Here is a 17,901-nt window from a genome sequence, read left to right as displayed (position 1 = left end):
TAGTATCGCCGGCGAAAGCGAAGAGTTTTTAAGGGGGTGTTGTATTGTTCCCGACCACGGTTTGAAATTCATCACGGCGAAAATCCAACCGAAAAACCAATTGTACTGCCGAAAAGTCTTGACAGTCTGTGAAGGCGTGTGTGATAATAAGGCCTTTTGTAATTCAGATGATGTTGGCGATTACATCAACACATGGCTCACTTTATTCTTCTTATCATCAGTGCGGTTTTTGTAAACAACTTTGTTCTTGCGCGGTTTCTCGGCATCTGTCCCTTCCTGGGAGTTTCCAAAAAGACTGAAACCGCCATCGGAATGAGCATGGCGGTCATCTTCGTGATGACCATTGCGGCGCTGGCGACCTGGTTGTTGCAACAGTATATTCTCATTCCCCTCGAGATCCAATATCTCCAAACGATAGTATTTATTCTTGTCATTGCATCCCTGGTGCAGCTTGTGGAGATGGTCATCCAGAAGGTCAGCCCGGTATTGTACCAGGCGCTGGGTATCTATCTGCCGTTGATTACCACAAACTGTGCGGTGCTCGGCGTGGCCGTTCTGAATATTCAGAAGGGGCATACCTTCTGGGAGGCCATTATATTCGCATTCGGCGCATCGCTCGGGTTCGCCCTGGCGTTGATCCTCTTTGCGGGCATACGAGAGCGGTTGGACCTGGCGGATGTGCCGAAATCGCTTCAAGGCACCGCCATCGCCCTGATTACGGCGGGTTTGTTGTCCTTGGCCTTCATGGGATTTGCGGGACTTGTAAAATAACGGGATACTGAAATGCTTTCTGCGGTATTAACCCTTGCGGGTCTGGGTTTCCTGGCGGCCCTGGGATTGGCGGTTGCCTCCCGGGTTTTTTACGTCAAGATGGACCCCAGGGTCTCCACCATCGTCGATATCCTCCCCGGGGCGAATTGCGGCGGCTGCGGGTACGGCGGCTGCAGCGCCCTTGCCCAGGCGATCGTGTCCGGGGAAGGAAATATCGAGGCCTGTTCCGCCATCGACGATGAGGGGGCGCGCGCCATTGCGGATATCATGGGCATCGAGTATACCGACTCGGAAAAAGAGAGGGCGGTCGTGCTGTGCCGCCATGCCGACGGCGGTGTGAAGGATACCTTTACATATGCGGGTATCTCGGACTGTCGGGCGGCGAACCTCATAGGCGGAGGCCCGAAGGCCTGTAAATATGCGTGCATTGGGCTGGGGACCTGTGCCTCGGTATGTCCCTTCGGGGCCATTGTTATGAGCGCGGACGGCCTTCCCATCATCGATCCGAACACGTGCACCGGCTGTGGCGTATGCGTCGCCGAGTGCCCCAAGAACGTCCTGATGCTGGTGCCGGTGTCGTCGGCGGTTTCCGTACACTGTTCGTCAAGAGACAAGGGCGCCGCGGTCAAAAAGATCTGCAGCACAGGCTGCATCGGATGCGCCGCCTGTGTGCGGGTGTGTCCCTTCGAGGCGATGACCCTGGTGGACAACCTCGCGGCGGTCGATTATTCCAAATGCCGGGTATGCGGCCTGTGTGTTTCGGTCTGTCCCACCAATGCCATCAGGGATCACCGGGACGAGCTGAAGGTGCGAAAGGTCGCGGTCATCGGTGATGACTGCAATGGCTGTTCCCTGTGCTCCCGGGCCTGTCCGGTAGACGCCATCACCGGAACGCCGAAGGAACAGTACACCGTTGATCCGACCCGCTGTATCGGCTGCGGCATATGCGCGGACCTCTGTAAGCGGGGGGCCATTTCGATGATCACCGTAGACGGTACCGATGATCGCGCGATCAATACCGCGGCGTCCGCGGGCGGCGGGGGGAGATGATGAGCACGCATACACGATATAAAATCCATCGCTTTCAGGGCGGCGTGCATCCTCCCGAGGAGAAGCTGACGTCACAGCTCAAAACGGAAATCATGCCGATTCCCGAGAAGGTGTATATCCCCCTGTCTCAGCACATCGGCGCCCCGGCGGCGCCGGTGGTGAAGGAGGGGGACACGGTTTTTGTGGGTACGGTTCTTGCCGAGGCGGGGGGATTCGTCTCCACGCCCGTTCACGCCTCGATTTCCGGCACGGTGGAGGGAATCGCCCTGTATCCGCACCCGGCGGGGAGGCCGATGAGTGCCGTGGTTATCAAGGGGGACGGCGAAGACCGATGGGACGACCAAATAGCGCCCCGTTCCGACACCGATTCGCTTGAAGGCGCGGAGATCCGGGAGATTATCAAAAACGCCGGCATCGTGGGAATGGGGGGGGCGGCCTTTCCCACCCACGTAAAGCTCTCGCCGCCCAAGGAAAAACCCATCGACACCCTTATCATCAACGGCGCCGAATGCGAGCCGTATCTAACCGCCGATCACCGCCTGATGCTTGAATCCCCGGAAAAAGTCATCGGCGGTGTGCGATTCATCGCCCGGGCCCTCGGTGTAACCCGCATTCTTGTGGGGGTGGAAAAGAACAAGATGGACGCCGTCCAAGCCCTCACGGACGCCGCCGGATCAGACATAATCGTGATTCCGTTTCAGGTGCGCTATCCCCAGGGGGCGGAAAAGCAGCTTATCAAGGCGTCCGTCAACCGGGTGGTTCCCGCTGGCGGTCTCCCGATGGACGTGGGCGTGGTGGTGCAAAACGTGGGCACCGCCGCGGCGGTGTATGATGCGGTGACGGGTGGTGTGCCGCTGGTCTCACGGATTATGACCGTCACCGGTCCGGGAATCGGAACCCCGAAGAACATACGGGCCCGAATCGGGACCCCGCTTTCCGAGGTGCTGGATTTCTGCGGGGGGATCGTCCCGGATGTGAGGAAGGTGATCATGGGAGGCCCCATGATGGGCAACGCCCAGTTTGACCTGTCCGTGCCGGTTATCAAGGGCACCTCCGGTTTGTTGCTGCTGACGGAATCAACGGCTCAGATCCTCCGGACCGGGCCGTGTCTCCGCTGCGGGAACTGCGTTCGGGTATGTCCCATGGGGCTGACGCCGCTGATGTTCGCACGCTTCGCGGAGCTGGGCATGTTCGATGAGGCGGCGGAGTCCAATGTGGCCGATTGTATCGAGTGCGGCTGCTGTGCGTATGAATGCCCCGCGCATATCCCCCTTGTGCAATATGCGAAATACGCGAAGGCGGAGATTCAAAACAGAAAAAGGAAGGCTGCCGGGTGAAAGACGTCTATCTCATAACCTCCGGACCCCATATCCATAGCGCGGACAGCATCCCCAGGGTCATGTATTCGGTGGTGCTCGCCCTGTTGCCGGCGGTGGTCGTGTCGATCCTGTTTTTCGGCACCGCCGCCTTGGTGATGTATGCGATATCCATCGTCACCTGTATCGTCGCGGAGGCAGTGTGTCAGAAGATCATGGCGCGGCCCATTACCGTCACCGATGGAAGCGTCCTGGTGACGGCGGTTCTTTTGGCCATGAACCTGCCGCCGTCTTCACCCTGGTGGCTGGTTGTAATGGGGGGACTGACGGCGGTGGTACTAGGCAAGCAGGTATACGGCGGGCTGGGGTACAACCCCTTCAATCCGGTCCTGATTGCCCGGGTGGTGCTGTTGATCTCCTTTCCGGTTCAGATGACAAACTGGGTGTCGCCGGCGCCCCTCTTTTCGGGGATCGATATGGTCTCGATGGCCACGCCCCTGGGGGAGATCAAGACGGAGCTTATGACCACCGGGGCCATCGACCTCGCCCGATATAACTACCTCGACTTCACCGTCGGATTCATGGGTGGCAGCCTGGGGGAGATGTCGGTGATCGCGCTTGTTTTGGGCGCCTTGTTTCTCCTCTTTCGGGGATACATCACCTGGCATATCCCGGTGACCTATATCGCGACGGTGTTCGTCCTCACCGGTATATTCTGGATGATTGACCCCACGACCTATGCGAATCCGCTCTTTCACGTGCTGGCCGGAGGATTGGTGTTGGGGGCCTGTTTCATGGCCACGGACATGGTGACGTCGCCGGTCTCTCCCCGAGGGATGATCATATTCGGGCTGGGATGTGGTATAATCACAGTAGTGATCCGCCTCTTCGGCGGCTATCCCGAAGGAGTCGCCTTCTCGATTCTTTTGATGAACGCCGCAACGCCGATCATCGATCGATATACCGCGCCCAAGAAGTTCGGACACGTCAGACCGAGTGAGGCGGGAGGGGCGTCATGAAGGAAACGGCCCGGCTTATACTGGTACTGGTCCTCATCTGCCTGGTGGCGGCTCTGGCCCTCTCACAGGTCTACTCCTTTACCAAAGTCCCCATCGAGAACGCCCTGCGGGAGGAGAGGCTCCGGGCGATTCGCACCGTCCTTCCGTCATATGATAACGAACCGGACCGGGATGTGGTAAGCGTCATAACGGGGACCGACGAAGAGGGGACGGAGATCATCACCGATTACTACATCGGCAGAAGCGGAGAGGATATTATCGGCGTCGCCTTTGTGGCGTCGTCGTCCGCGGGCTACAGCGGGGATATCGGGCTGATGGTGGGGGTGGACCCGGATGGGATCATTACCGGCGTGGAGGTGATCAGTCACGCAGAGACACCGGGCCTCGGCTCAAAGATCACGGAAAGCTGGTTTTTGGCTCTCTTCCCGGGAAGGGATCTCGAAAACACCCGCTGGGCGGTGAAGAAGGACGGTGGTGATATCGACCAGATCACCGGCGCAACCATATCACCCCGGGCGGTGGTGGAGGCCGTGTATGAGGGCCTTGAAGTTTTTTCCGCACATCGGGAGGATATTCTCGCTCAGGCGGAACATGAAGAATACAACCTGGACGAAGCGTCCGGGGAAGTCCCGGACAATATGTCCGGGGAGATGAAATAGAGGAACGATATGGCGACGTGGTCTGATTTCACCAGAGGATTGTGGAGGGAGCACCCGATTTTCGTGCTGGTGCTGGGGATGTGTCCCACCCTTGCGGTGACCACCTCGGCGATAAACGGAATCGGGATGGGTCTTGCCACAACCTTTGTGCTGGTCTGTTCCAACATCGTCGTATCGTCTGTCAGAAACATTATTCCCTCCAAGGTACGTATCCCGTCCTTTATCGTGGTTATCGCGTCGTTCGTGACCATCGTGGACTTGGTCATGAACGGTTACTTTCACGATCTGCACAAAACGCTTGGATTGTTTATTCCGCTCATAGTCGTCAACTGCCTCATTCTGGGACGCTCTGAGGCCTTCGCCTCAAAAAAACCGATATTCGATTCTCTCATCGACGGTCTGGGCATGGGCATTGGATTCACTCTGGGTCTCTTCATCCTGGGTGCCATACGAGAGGTCCTGGGCAACGGCAGCATTCTGGGGCTGAGCATTTTCGGAACCGGCTTTCATCCGCTCCTTGTTATGGTGCTTCCCCCCGGCGCGTTTATCACTCTGGGATTTCTTTTGGGATTGATGAACGTGGTGGAGGAGAAACGTCGGCAGCAGCCATAGAGACACCGAAGGAGAAACCCCGTGGCGAAAATTGTAACGAAGGAACGCCTGTCAGAGCAGGTCGTAAGGATGACTGTGGTCTCGCCCAGGATCGCGAGGAAGCGAAAGGCCGGACAATTCGTCGTTTTGATCATCAATGAACAGGGGGAGCGGATTCCCCTGACCATCGTAGACTCTGACCCCGAGATAGGGACACTCACGATTATTTTTCAGGAGGTGGGAAAATCCACCATGCACCTGGGCGCCCTCAACGAGGGTGATGAGATCGCCCACGTGGTGGGCCCCCTGGGCAGGCCGACCTATATTGAGAATTTCGGTACGGCCGTGTGCGTCGGAGGAGGGGTCGGTATCGCCGCCCTCTATCCCATCACACATGCCCTCCACGATGCGGGAAACCGGGTTATCTCCATCATCGGCGCTCGGAATAAAGATCTCTTGATGCTCGAGGACGAAATGGGGGCGGTCTCCGACGAGCTGTTGATCTGTACCGACGACGGATCGTACGGTCCTCAGGGATTTGTTACCAGTCTCCTGTCCGAGGTCGTCGAGCGGAAGGAGAAGATAAAAATCGTCGTGGCGGTGGGACCGGTACCGATGATGCATGCGGTGGCGGAGTTGACCAGACCCTACGGCATAAATACCGTGGTGAGTCTCAATTCAATCATGCTCGACGGAACCGGCATGTGCGGCACGTGCCGATGCGAGGTGGGTGGAAAGACGCGGTTTGTGTGCGTGGAGGGGCCGGAGTTCGACGGTCACGAGGTGGATTTCGACGGGCTGGCGAAACGCCAGAAAGCATACCTGGAGGCGGAGAAAAAGGCCGTTCTTCGTTACTCCTGTGGCGTTACAGGTGAGGGTTGATCGGATGGACAATAAAGAGCGGATGAAGATACCACGGCAGAAGATGCCGGAACAGGACCCGAAAGAGCGGGGGAAGAATTTTGACGAGGTCCCCTACGGCTACGACATCGATCTGGCACTCACCGAGGCCGCCCGATGCATCCAGTGCAAGAAGCCGGGATGTGTTGCCGGGTGTCCCGTGGAGATAGACATCCCCGGATTTATCAAGCTGATTACAGAGGGTGAGTTCGTGGCGGCGGCCCGGAAAATCAAGGAAGATAACGCTTTACCCGCGGTGTGCGGTCGGGTGTGCCCCCAGGAAGATCAGTGTGAGGCCGGGTGCGTCCTGGGTAAAAAAGGTGAGCCGGTTGCCATCGGGCGCTTGGAACGGTTCGCCGCCGATTACGAGCGGACCCACGGCAAGGTGGCGTTGCCGGAAATTCCCCCCGCCACCGGGAAGAGGGTTGCGGTGGTCGGTTCCGGTCCGGCGGGGTTGACGGTGGCCGGAGAGCTGAGGCTCCTGGGGCATGACGTAACGATATACGAGGCGCTGCACAAGCCGGGGGGAGTGCTGGTATACGGCGTTCCGGAGTTTCGACTCCCCAAGGACATCGTCCAGGCCGAAGTAGACTACATACAAGAACTGGGCGTGAAGATCGAGATGGATACGGTGGTGGGAAAGCTCGTGAGCGTGGATAATCTGCTGGAGGTTTATGATGCAGTGTTCATCGGCAGCGGTGCGGGACTCCCGATGTTTATGGACATCGAGGGGGAAAACCTCAACGGCATATACTCCGCCAACGAGTACTTGACCCGCTCGAATCTCATGAAGGCGTACAGGTTTCCGGAATACGACACGCCCGTGGCGGTGGGAAAGCGGGTTGCGGTGGTGGGAGGCGGCAACGTGGCCATGGACAGCGCGCGGACGGCCCTTCGCCTGGGGGCGGAGAAGGTGTTCGTGATATACCGTCGCTCCCGGGCCGAAATGCCCGCTCGGAAAGAGGAGATCCATCACGCCGAGGAAGAAGGGATTGAGATCGACCTGTTGACGAATCCGATCAGATATATCGGCGATGAAAACGGCTGGGTCAAGAAGGTGGAGTGCATTCAGATGGAATTAGGGGAGCCGGACGATTCAGGCCGCCGCAGGCCCGTACCGATTGAGGGATCGGAGTTTCAGATCGAGGTCGACATAGTGGTTGTGGCCATTGGAAACGGCCCCAATCCGCTGATACCGGATACGACCCCGAACCTCAAGACAAAGCGCTGGGGAAACATCGAGGCGGACGAGGAGACGGGACAGACATCCCGGGGGGGGGTCTTTGCCGGTGGAGATATCGTGACCGGGTCGGCTACGGTGATCCTTGCGATGGGTGCGGGTAAAAAGGCCGCCCGGGCCATCAATGCATACCTGATGGGCGAAAGCGACTCGGGGGAAACCGACGGGAAGAGTTGAGTTGTTCTATCGCGTGTTCGGGGCTGCCTTTCGATACGGATCGAACGATGCGTTACAACGAATAAACAAGAGCGGGGAAGCCGGCAAGCCGGCTTCCCCGCAATCGGTATTCGGACAAAAAAAAAGGAAAACAGAAAATGTTTTCCTTGAAGAAGGTAACGTATAAACTTGGTAGGTATTATCTTTGTATCATTCCTCTATTAAAAAGACCTTAAATGGAAATTAAATATTTCTAATAGGGTGATATCGGCAAAAAAAATGGAAACCCGCAAGAGAGGTTTCCGATTCAGGAGGTAACTTGTTTTATGTTTATATAATAGCCATAAAGTATTAATACCGCATTAAATCAGCATTAAATAGAACTCATGAGATATGAATAATGTAATCAAAATCTTGCTCAAGAGAAAAGAGGGATATGCCGGTCCCCTTCCGAGATACATCAGCCCAGGCGCCGCCGGCGCGGATATTTCCGCCCATCTTACAGAGGAGATGACGCTGGGGCCGGGTGAGTGGGCGGCGGTGCCCACCGGAATCGCTTTGGCCGTCCCATTCGGATACGAGTGCCAGGTGCGGCCCCGAAGCGGCCTCGCCCTGAAGCACGGCGTCACCATTTTGAACAGTCCCGGCACCATCGACAGCGACTACCGGGGCGAAATCAAGATCATTCTCATCAACCAGGGAAAGGAACCCTTCGTAGTCAAAAACGGCGACCGCATCGCCCAGCTGATCGCCGCGCCGGTATCCCGGGCGGAGTTCCAGGAGACGGACGATCTTCCCGAGACGGACCGGGGTGAGGGAGGCTTCGGTTCTTCCGGGGTGTGAGGGTGTTCTAAAACTATCAAGTAATATTTTTGAAATTTTGAAAGTATGCTTGCATTAATAACAAAAATATATTATAATAATAATCAATAGTTATATTAAAAAGAATAGTTTATTGATATATAACTAGGTGGGCTGATTTGTATAAGGTAAAAATATGCAAGCAGTTCCACGGATTTTAGTAGACAAATTTGCATGAGCATTTGCTGGCGATAAAGTGGGTTTTGCTGCGAAACAAATAACAGAATACTTTATTAACTATTCACCTCTTGTAAAACCATTTGACCACTACGGAAGAAAACCTACGCGCCAGGCATTATTTGTGGATTCAGTATATGCATTGACTCCCGAACAACAGTATTATTCACTTAACGACCTCACCTGTTTTAAATATAATTCGAAATATACTTATCCTGACGAGGACGTTTGTGTTTCATTACGCGAGGAGCTTCATTCATATATATCTAAAACTCCAATAGGTCTAAGTTTTTCCAAAATAAGAGAAACCGCTTTTAGAAAGGATTGGATGACCGCTTATAGTCGAATAAATACAAATCCTGCGGCTGCAGTAACTGCTGCAAGAACTCTTCTAGAAACCATATTCAAAACGATTATTAGTGAACGGGGAAGAAAGCCAGACAAGTCAGGCAAACTCAATCGTCTTATGCAAGAAGCACAAGATGCCGTTGGATTTATTCGTGCTCAAAGTCAATCTGAGCACGAATTGATTCAGGGGCTTGTCGGAATAATTAATGCAGTAGGAAGCATCAGTAATGAGGCTGGCGATCGTCATGGTACAGTAGATGGAATAAATCTTGACGATCAGTATTTAGCTTACTTATGTGTGAATGCATGTGGTACGGTTGGATTATGCTTTATAAAAAACATCTATTTGAGCCAATTAGAAACGTTACTAATTGAAATCTTTTCTGTTCTGTATATCAAAACTTTCTAAAAAACCCTACCAGCTCATCCGCCACCTTTTCTTTCTCCACATCCACCGTGACGGTGTGCAGAGACTTTTCCAGCATCACCAGCCGCTTTTTCTCGGAGGCTATCCGGTCATAGACGATCCGGGCGCTCTTCGGGTCGACGATGGAATCGTGCCGTGACATGATGACGATAACCGGGGCGGTGATGCGGCCAAGCCGTCGCTTCACCCGGCGCGAAAGCATCACTAACGACGCCCCGGCGGACACGGAGGTGCGGCCGTAGCAGACGTGGGTTCTTTGGCCCGAGACATCATCGACATCCTCGGGGATGTCCCCGATGAGCCGGGGGATGCCGAGGGGGGTGACGACGGGGAGGATGACGTTGGCCTTCCAGTCGATAAAATGAAAGGGCGGTGCCATGACCCCGGCGGCGGCGATGTCGTCATTATGATGGATCAAGAGATTCAGCGTCATCATGCTTCCCATGGAGAGCCCCGCGACGAAGACCGTTTGAAAGCCCTTCTTCAGCTCAAGGAAAGATCGCTCCGCCTCACCGTACCAGTCGCGCCAGGTGGTTTTATTCAGGTCGGCGATGGCGGTGCCGTGCCCCGGCAGGAGCGGCGCGCGGACGTGGTAGCCCGCCTCGTTGAGGACGGATGCGGGGAAGCGCATCTCGGACGGCGTGCCGGTCAGTCCGTGGATCAAAAGCACCGCCCTGTCGCTTCCCGTGGGGGAGGGAAACTCGAAGGGTTCGGCGCCGGGCATGAGGTTGTTCGGCGTGTTCATGAGCGATCTCCTTTCAGCCGAGAAGCGGCGTGTCGGACGGGGCCTCGGGGGGAAGCAGGGGGGCTCCGTTCGGCCCCAGAAGTCTCAGTATTCGACTTTCCTCAAGGCCTCGATCCGGCTCCCAGTCCAGAAGGCAGAGCACGGGCCGTGTCTGAAACCAGCCGTCGGCCGTATTGGGGATGGTGTCCCGCTTTGGGAGGGCGTTGGCGAGGTCCGCGTGCAAAGAGACGAGCATCCCGTCGCATGCGTAATCGATCAGGGCGCGGTGGAGCTGATCGGATTCCATCGGCTCTTTTGCGGCCATCAGCCTCGGGTCGGTGTCCAGCCGCCTGAGCGTATCCGCGGAAAGCGCGTCCAGGACGATCAGCGCCGTCTCGATGCATCGCACCGCCGGGGAGGAGACCGCCTTTTTTATCCTGAAGTCGGCTCCCATGACATCGGCGATGAATCCCACAAGGGCTCTCGCCTGCTCTCGTCCCGCGTCCGACAGGCACCGGGGCGGGTGCGTGTTCGTCTCTGCATGGGTGATGAGGATAATACGCATGCGTGCCTCCGTCTCTGATCGCGCATCGCATCCCTCGGTCGCCTCACCGGGGATCGTGCTTTTCACCGCGCCCGGGCGATGGGATATCTCCGTATACCCTGATAAAGGCGCCGCCGATCATATGACTATTCGTCATCGGATTCATGGGGACGGACGGATTCTGAATCTTCGCCCTTTTTCTTCTCGTGGGTGATGTGTATCAGGTAATAACCGACCGACAGGGTGATGATCAATACGCCAATGCCCAACAGGGATACGCCAGAGAGCTTCTTTGAATCCAGGATAATCACGTCCCGGACGACGGTGATGAGGGCTATCTCAAAAACCACATACAGCCGGATGACATGCTCGCTCAGGTAGACCTTGATGGTTTCGAGAAGCTCGAGCCCCACTAGCACCAGCAAAAACAGACCGAATATCTCCAGTATTTCCCTGATTTCAAGAAGAAAGCGGGGAGGTGTGATGATGTCTGTGATGATGAGATAGACGAGGTCGGCGGTCGCCAGGAGGAGCACGGCGGTCATCAACACCATCAGGACAAGTATGACGGTATTCTCGAATCGGTCAAGGACAGTGAAGACAATGTTCTTCATGTGCCTCTCCGAAAAGAAGGGAATGACGTATCGGCCCCCCCCGGCGTTCGGCGATATCGCCCGGAGATTACTGTTTACTTGCTCTGGGCTATAAAGTGCTTGACCATCTCGAAGAACGTGCCGGAAAAGACCATCAGGGCCTGGTTCCTGTTTTCCAGGTTGACGGCCGCCTCCAGGCTGGGCGCGTCCACGTTCTGGTTGAGGGCCACCTTGGTGAATTTCAGGGCCGGGAAGCTTTTCTGGAGTATCGGCCCGGCGATGTTGAGGGCCTCATCGATCAGCTTCTCCTTCGGGACGAGTTTAGAGACCAGGCCGAATTTTTCCGCCTCCTCGCCCGAGACCTTCCTGCCGGAATAGAGAATTTCCGACGCCCGGGAGAGACCGATGAGCCGGGGCAGGAGGTACGTGGTGCCCAGCTCGCCCCCGGAGAGGCCGATGTTGATGAACGACGCCACAAACACCGCCTCGGGGGCGGCGATACGTACGTCGCTTGCCAGGGCCATGCAGAAGCCGCCTCCGGCGCAGGGGCCGTTCACCGCGGAGATGACCACCTGGGGAATGCGGCGGATGTTCAGAATGATGGAGGCGAAGCGCTCCTGGACCAGCTTGAGAAACCGCTCCGGGTCGCTGAATAATACGCTTCCCTCGCTGGCGGCGGCGGCTCCCAGGTCGGCGCCGGCGCAAAAGCCGCGCCCCGCCCCGGTGAATACCACCACCTTCGTCTCCTCATCGTTCATGAGAGAACTGAAGAGATCATCCAGCTCGTCGAGCATGGCAGGGCCGATGGCGTTGAGGGTGTCGGGTGAGTTGAAGGTGACCAGGAGCAGGCCGTCTGTGGGCCGGTCCGTCAGCATGGTGGTGTAGTCTTTCATTTGTTTCTCCTCATAGCTCAAACAGTTCATATTTCCTGGTCCCCAGGCCCACCTTTTCGCCGTGAGAAAGCTGAACCGACCAGTCGATGTGCGGGTAGAGCCCCCGGAATTTGTCCTGCCCCGGCTCCAGGTTGGTGGTCAGAGCCGTGCCGACGATTCCGGACGCCCGGTTGACCAGGTCCGCCGAGGCCTGGTCGATGGCAACGGGATCGGTGGATGCGAGCACCCCGATGTCTCCCACGATGGGAGCATCGGAAAAGTTGTGGCAATCGCACTGGGGGGTAACGGTAATGATAAAGTTGAAAAAGACCGAAACGTCTCTTTTTCCCTCAACCACGCCGAGACTGTATTCGGCCATTTTTTTCTGGAACATCTCGGTGGAGCTGTTCCAGACGATGCGGATGGATCCGTTGGGGCACGTCAGGATGCACTGTCCGCAGCCGATGCAGATCTCCGGATTGATGGTCGCGGTTTTATCCAGTGTTATGGCCCCGGCGGGGCAGAAGAGCTTGCACCGTCCGCATCCGATGCAGGTTTTCTGCTTGACCTTCGGGGAGACGTCGGAGTGCTGGTCAAGCTTGCCGTCCCGACCCGCGCATCCCATGCCCAGGTTCTTGATGGCGCCGCCGAAGCCGGTCAGCTCATGCCCCTTGAAGTGGGTCAGGCAGATGAGGAAGTCGGATTTCACGATCTCCGCACCGATGGTGACTTTATCGTACATATCGCCGGAGATCGGCACCGTGGCGACGTTATCGCCCCTCAGGCCGTCGGCGATGATCACCGGCGCCCCGATGGCGTCTGGGGTGAAGCCGTGGTCGTGGGCGGTCATCATGTGGGAGACCGACTCCGCCCGGGAGCCGACGTAGAGGGTGTTGCAGTCGGTCACGAAGGGGAGAGCCCCCGCCGCCTTAGCCGCTTCCACAAAGGGCGTAACATAGGACGGACGCAGAAACCCCGTGTTGCCCCGCTCGCCGAAGTGGATTTTCAATGCTACCAGCGCCCGCTGGGGGATTTTATCGGTCAGCTCGACGGCCTTGATGAGCTTCTGGATCTTGCCGAATATGTTTGATTTGGCGTCGGATCGGGTGTCCACAAAATAGACGGGGACTTTTGTGTCGGACATGTAAATCGTCTCCCTTTGATCTTCCTCTCGAATTCCTTTCTCAGACTTCTCAATACTCAAGTCCGTGTGCCGCCATTATCACCCAGGGGGACGGCGGCTGTCAATCGGTTTTTATTTCTTTTCGGTTTTCATTTTGCTATAATTATCTGATGATCAGTGAAACGGGAAAAGTGATCGAAGCAAAGGACGGTACGGCGCTCGTGCTGGTGGAGCGAAGCGCCGCGTGTCAGGGATGTGCGGCCCAGGGCGTCTGCCATACTCTGGGAGGCGGCACAGACGCCCGGATCACGGTCAACAACGACCTGAACGCAAAAGTCGGAGACCTGGTGGAGCTCTCCATTCGTGAGTCATCGCTTGTGAGCGCATCATTCATCGTGTACATGGTTCCGGTGGCGGGGCTGTTTGCCGTTGCGGCCCTGGCGGGGTGGCTTGCCCCCCGATGGGGCTGGGATCCGGAGGCCTCCGCCGCAGCCGGGGCGGTCGTCGGCCTTGCGGCAAGCCTTTTCGGCATACGGCTGTTTCACCCGGTACTGGATCGATCCGACACGTTGAAACCCGTTATTACCCGTATCGTGAGAGAGACACATGGCGACGAAGAAGAAAAAAATTAATCCGGAGAAGGCGTCTTCCGGCATCAAGATCGTCGCCACCAACAAGAAGGCGAAGCGGGATTACTTCATCGACGACACCTACGAGGCGGGGCTTGTTCTGGAGGGCACGGAGGTGAAGTCGCTGAGGGAGGGGCGGGTCAACCTGAAGGATGCGTACGCCCGCATCAAGAACGGCGAGGTCTATCTGGTCAGCGCACACATCAGCCCATACGCCTTCGGCACCCATAAGAACCACGATCCCGAGCGGGAGCGAAAGCTGCTTTTACACCGGCAGGAGATCAGACGGCTCTACGGCAAAACTCAGGAAAAGGGCTTTACGCTGGTGCCGCTTTCGATATACTTCAAAAACGGACGGGCGAAGCTGGAGCTGGGGTTGGGTAGGGGGAAGGCGAAATACGACAAGCGTGAGGCCATCAAGAAAAAACAGGAATACAGGGATCTGGAACGGGCGCTGAAAGAGCGGAATAAGTAGGAATTTATAGGTTATAAACCTTCTTCATTGATAAGAATATTGTAAAATTCCGATTCAAGTATTCCACGATTAGTATCACCTATGTTCCTTGTTGATACATACAACATGCAATGTTATACAACGTTAATTTTCATACAATAATGTCGAATGAGGTAATATCATATCTTGAAATGTGTCAACGTGAAGGTGTAAGCTTACAACGTGGCATGAATTACCAATTGCGTGATAATCACTCTGTAATTCTTATGTCTTTACGGCCAAATGCTCCTTATGCGGATAGATACGAGGAGGATAGATTAATCTATGAAGGTCACGATGTACCTCGATCAAATGATAATCCTAATCCAAAAGTAGTTGATCAATCGGAATTTACACCATCTGGCAATCTTACTCAAAATGGTTTGTTCTTTAGTGCAGCTCATCGTTATAAATTAGAAAATAGTCCACCAGAAAGAGTTCGAGTATACGAGAAGATTAAACAAGGTATATGGTCTTATAATGGGGTGTTTCATCTCGTTAATGCTTGGATAGAAGAGTCAGAGAGTCGGAAGGTTTTTAAATTTGAGTTGGTTGCTGTTGAAGGAGAGGAAGATTTTTCTGTATCAGCCCCTAAAAATCCAAAACCACGTAGAATAATACCAACGTGGGTAAAACTTGCAGTCTGGAAGCGTGATGGGGGCAGATGTGTTATATGCAATAGTACGGATGATCTTCACTTTGATCATATCATACCTTGGTCTAAGGGAGGTTCATCCCAGACCCCAGAGAATATCCAACTCCTCTGTAGCAGGCACAACCTGGGAAAACGAGATAAAATTGAGTGATACGCGCTGTTCGATTCCTATTAGAGAATCGCGATTTATCTTCTCAAACGTCCGTGATTCTGGTATAATTTATATATCGGATGGAAACAATAATATAGATGCTGTTTCGGGCCGAGGGTGTTTTCGGCCGATCTCGTGTTCTTTGAAAATTGGGGGCGATTTGGGTTCGACGGGGGTAATTGATCTCGGTGCTGCATGTCGGGGAGCCTCACCTACCCGTTAATCATGGTGGGAATAAAGATAATCGCAGACAACTACGATTACGCCCTGGCCGCGTAATATCGGCCAGCGTCCGCTGTTTCCGTTCCCACCGGGGGCAGTCTGGGCGTTACAATGTGGGATAAGCCGATCCCGATGCCTGTAGGGATTGGACGAAAACCATACAGGCGCCCGTTTCGGCACTCCCTTTCGCCGGGGAGTCGAAACGTGGTATTAAACGGCGAATAAGCATGTAGACGCCCCGGGTGAAGATCTTCGGACGCGGGTTCGATTCCCGCCGCCTCCACCAGATAAGAATTTAAAAAGGTTTAAAGTAAAAAATAAGAAGCCCTTGAGAAATCAAGGGCTTCTTACTTTTTTACAGTCCATGATGGTTATAATGAGACTTACAATATCCATCCTTTTTTGTATAACAGGATAATTTCGACAAGGCACACGAAATGAGTTATACCTGAATATGGATAGAACTGTGAGACCACTCACTACTCCTGAGGGTGCGCTTCTTCGGTTTCTTTTCTCTCTTCACAGAAAACATTCCACTTACTTCTCAATCAGAATATTTGGCCTCTTTCCAGACCATGGTTGCGCCTTTTCCAGTTGACCTGCAAGTCTCAGTAATTGAGCCTCGCCGCCATAGCGGCCGATAAACTGAACGCCACAGGGGAGCCCGTCATTTGACCAGTACAAGGGAACAGACATGGCAGGCTGGCCTGTTATATTGGCAATGAAGGTGAACGGCATCTGATCCTTTACCGTGTTATAAATAATTTCTTCCAATATGGAATAGGTCAGCCTCCTGCTGCTTAAAATCAACTTTCCGATGAATGAAGAGATCAACTTCATCGAGAACCGGTCTTTTTTGCCGGGCTGCTGGGAACCGACAGGTACGGGCGGCTCACCCAGGGTCGGGGTAAGCACCATGTCATATGTGTCCAGCATCTGATCCATGATTATCCCGAGCTGCCGCCATCTACGTTTGGCCTTGACAAAATCCAGCGCCTTTAATTGTTTGCCTATGCTGTCCATTGCGATATTGGCTGATTCCAGATTGTTTTTCACCATGGAAAGACCGTATGTTTGTACCAGTCCATCCACAAGTGCGGCTGTGTTCCCGATTACAATGATACACCAGTTCAATACGACATCCTCTTCCTGATATTCAGGAGCGGCTTCTTCAACTGTATGTCCCAGATTTTCGAGCAGCGTGCATGTATGCTCCACAGCTTTTCTGCATTCCGGATGTACATTCTTGCCATAAGCTGATTTCATATGAAAAGCGATCCTCAGCTTTCTCGGATCTACATTTACTTCTTCGATAAACGGCCTTTCCTTATTAAAAATACCGTAAGGTGCTCCATATTCAAAACCCGAGACAGCATCGAGCATGACGGCAGAGTCGCGGACCGATCGTGAAACGACATGGCTGTGGGACATGCCGTCCCATTCTTCATCGAAGTCGGGTCCCACCGGATTGCGACCCCGGCTTGGTTTGAGGCCGAACAAACCACAATAAGATGACGGAATACGAATTGACCCCCCCTCATCTGTAGCCGATGCGAAAGGAACAATACCTGCTGCTACTGCTGCGGCCGAGCCCCCGCTCGAACCCCCGCATGAATACTCCAGGTTCCAGGGATTACGTGTCGGGCCGAATGCCTCTGGTTCAGTAACGCTTGCGAGTTTGAACTCGGGAGTGTTTGTCTTTCCAAGAACAATCAATCCGGCATTTATAAATCGGCTCACTATTTCCGCGTCATATGCGGGCACATAATTTCTGAGTAGTGCGCTGCCTGAACTCATGGGGAAACCCTTCAAGGCATGATGGACGTCTTTCAATAAGAAAGGAACCCCGCCGAATGGAGCATCTTTCTTCGGGTGTTTCGCCTCTTTTCTTGCAAAGTCATACATTGTCGTTATGATCGCGTTCAGTTTTGGATTGAGTTTTTCAGCTCGGTGGATAGCCTCCTCACAAATCTCTATGCTGCTGATATTCCCTTCTTTGATAAGCTTGGACAAACCGATACCATCGTATTGATCATAATCAGGAAATGAAGTCATATTGAAATCTCCTTATGGGATATAACCGAATAATAACACTGAGTGGCGCAGTTTTGCGCCGTGAAGCGCGGCGGCACCAGAGAAATCATGATCCTGCTTCAAATACAACCTCCTTTCTTTCAATGGACGATTACTCTCATATGATTATGTGAGGATGCTCCTATCGTGTGTATGTGTTACATCAGAACAAGTTATCTCCGCTGGGTGAAGAAACACGGGTTGAGGCGTTAGGGAAGATTACAGTTTCTTAACCGCGATACGTTTTTATAAACTACATCAACACTTTAAGGAGATCAAGCAACAATGTCAATTGCATAGTCCTCAG

Annotated in this window: 19 protein-coding genes and 1 other RNA gene; 14 read left to right on the top strand and 6 right to left on the bottom strand. The window is 54.4% G+C overall.

Going from position 1 to position 17,901, the window contains the following annotated elements; genetic code table 11:
* Positions 1-192 precede the first annotated feature (192 nt).
* The 10 genes from rsxA to JW885_14380 all read left to right on the top strand — a co-directional run bounded on the left by rsxA (position 193) and on the right by JW885_14380 (position 9,497).
* Positions 193-771, top strand: coding sequence for an electron transport complex subunit RsxA (gene rsxA, locus JW885_14425; protein ID MBN1883360.1), 579 nt, complete (start codon positions 193-195; stop codon positions 769-771).
* A 12-nt stretch (positions 772-783) separates the two neighbouring features.
* Positions 784-1,821, top strand: coding sequence for an RnfABCDGE type electron transport complex subunit B (locus JW885_14420; GenBank protein MBN1883359.1), 1,038 nt, complete (start codon positions 784-786; stop codon positions 1,819-1,821).
* Positions 1,821-3,158, top strand: coding sequence for an electron transport complex subunit RsxC (gene rsxC, locus JW885_14415; protein MBN1883358.1), 1,338 nt, complete (start codon positions 1,821-1,823; stop codon positions 3,156-3,158). The genes JW885_14420 and rsxC overlap by 1 nt, the downstream gene beginning before the upstream one ends.
* A complete protein-coding gene (locus JW885_14410; GenBank protein MBN1883357.1) occupies positions 3,074-4,156 on the top strand; it encodes an RnfABCDGE type electron transport complex subunit D in 1,083 nt (360 codons plus the stop codon). Before rsxC ends, JW885_14410 begins: the two co-directional genes overlap by 85 nt.
* A complete protein-coding gene (locus tag JW885_14405) occupies positions 4,153-4,815 on the top strand; it encodes an RnfABCDGE type electron transport complex subunit G (GenBank protein MBN1883356.1) in 663 nt (220 codons plus the stop codon). The genes JW885_14410 and JW885_14405 overlap by 4 nt, the downstream gene beginning before the upstream one ends.
* 9 nt (positions 4,816-4,824) lie before the next feature.
* The gene (locus tag JW885_14400) at positions 4,825-5,427 is read left to right on the top strand and encodes an electron transport complex subunit E (protein ID MBN1883355.1); all 603 of its coding nucleotides are present in this window, start codon (positions 4,825-4,827) and stop codon (positions 5,425-5,427) included.
* A 21-nt stretch (positions 5,428-5,448) separates the two neighbouring features.
* Positions 5,449-6,288: a sulfide/dihydroorotate dehydrogenase-like FAD/NAD-binding protein gene (locus JW885_14395; GenBank protein MBN1883354.1), complete on the top strand. Its 840-nt coding sequence runs from the start codon at positions 5,449-5,451 to the stop codon at positions 6,286-6,288.
* Between the two features lie 4 nt (positions 6,289-6,292).
* The gene (gltA, locus tag JW885_14390) at positions 6,293-7,723 is read left to right on the top strand and encodes an NADPH-dependent glutamate synthase (protein MBN1883353.1); all 1,431 of its coding nucleotides are present in this window, start codon (positions 6,293-6,295) and stop codon (positions 7,721-7,723) included.
* Positions 7,724-8,095: 372 nt separating this feature from the next.
* Complete coding sequence (dut, locus tag JW885_14385) at positions 8,096-8,545, top strand: dUTP diphosphatase (protein MBN1883352.1); 450 nt, start codon at positions 8,096-8,098, stop codon at positions 8,543-8,545.
* 214 nt (positions 8,546-8,759) lie between these two features.
* Complete coding sequence (locus JW885_14380; protein ID MBN1883351.1) at positions 8,760-9,497, top strand: abortive infection family protein; 738 nt, start codon at positions 8,760-8,762, stop codon at positions 9,495-9,497.
* Here JW885_14380 and JW885_14375 read toward each other — a convergent pair.
* From JW885_14375 to JW885_14355, 5 genes are all read right to left on the bottom strand, one after another.
* The gene (locus JW885_14375; GenBank protein MBN1883350.1) at positions 9,484-10,260 is read right to left on the bottom strand and encodes an alpha/beta fold hydrolase; all 777 of its coding nucleotides are present in this window, start codon (positions 10,258-10,260) and stop codon (positions 9,484-9,486) included. The two genes, JW885_14380 and JW885_14375, sit on opposite strands and share 14 nt — an antisense overlap.
* 13 nt (positions 10,261-10,273) lie before the next feature.
* Positions 10,274-10,804 carry a histidine phosphatase family protein gene (locus JW885_14370; GenBank protein MBN1883349.1) on the bottom strand — a complete coding sequence of 177 codons (531 nt, stop codon included), beginning with the start codon at positions 10,802-10,804 and terminating at the stop codon, positions 10,274-10,276.
* A gap of 125 nt (positions 10,805-10,929) precedes the next feature.
* On the bottom strand, positions 10,930-11,397 hold the full coding sequence (locus JW885_14365; protein MBN1883348.1) for a phosphate-starvation-inducible PsiE family protein: 468 nt from the start codon (positions 11,395-11,397) through the stop codon (positions 10,930-10,932).
* Between the two features lie 74 nt (positions 11,398-11,471).
* Complete coding sequence (locus JW885_14360) at positions 11,472-12,269, bottom strand: enoyl-CoA hydratase/isomerase family protein (protein ID MBN1883347.1); 798 nt, start codon at positions 12,267-12,269, stop codon at positions 11,472-11,474.
* Between the two features lie 10 nt (positions 12,270-12,279).
* Positions 12,280-13,392 carry a DUF362 domain-containing protein gene (locus JW885_14355; protein MBN1883346.1) on the bottom strand — a complete coding sequence of 371 codons (1,113 nt, stop codon included), beginning with the start codon at positions 13,390-13,392 and terminating at the stop codon, positions 12,280-12,282.
* Positions 13,393-13,541: 149 nt separating this feature from the next.
* Here JW885_14355 and JW885_14350 point away from each other — a divergent pair, with 149 nt between their 5' ends.
* The 4 genes from JW885_14350 to ssrA all read left to right on the top strand — a co-directional run bounded on the left by JW885_14350 (position 13,542) and on the right by ssrA (position 15,807).
* On the top strand, positions 13,542-14,003 hold the full coding sequence (locus JW885_14350) for a SoxR reducing system RseC family protein (protein ID MBN1883345.1): 462 nt from the start codon (positions 13,542-13,544) through the stop codon (positions 14,001-14,003).
* Positions 13,978-14,475 carry an SsrA-binding protein SmpB gene (smpB, locus tag JW885_14345; GenBank protein MBN1883344.1) on the top strand — a complete coding sequence of 166 codons (498 nt, stop codon included), beginning with the start codon at positions 13,978-13,980 and terminating at the stop codon, positions 14,473-14,475. The genes JW885_14350 and smpB overlap by 26 nt, the downstream gene beginning before the upstream one ends.
* 140 nt (positions 14,476-14,615) lie before the next feature.
* A complete protein-coding gene (locus tag JW885_14340; GenBank protein ID MBN1883343.1) occupies positions 14,616-15,299 on the top strand; it encodes an HNH endonuclease in 684 nt (227 codons plus the stop codon).
* 151 nt (positions 15,300-15,450) lie between these two features.
* Positions 15,451-15,807: a transfer-messenger RNA gene (gene ssrA, locus JW885_14335) on the top strand.
* A 251-nt stretch (positions 15,808-16,058) separates the two neighbouring features.
* On the opposite strand, the gene JW885_14330 is transcribed toward ssrA, so the two are convergent.
* Entirely contained in the window at positions 16,059-17,576 is a 1,518-nt protein-coding gene (locus JW885_14330; protein MBN1883342.1) for an amidase, read from the bottom strand.
* Positions 17,577-17,901: the final 325 nt, after the last annotated feature.

The organism is Candidatus Zymogenaceae bacterium (assembly GCA_016931225.1).
Classification (GTDB): domain Bacteria; phylum Desulfobacterota; class Zymogenia; order Zymogenales; family Zymogenaceae; genus JAFGFE01.
This window is presented reverse-complemented; position numbering and strand designations above follow the sequence as displayed.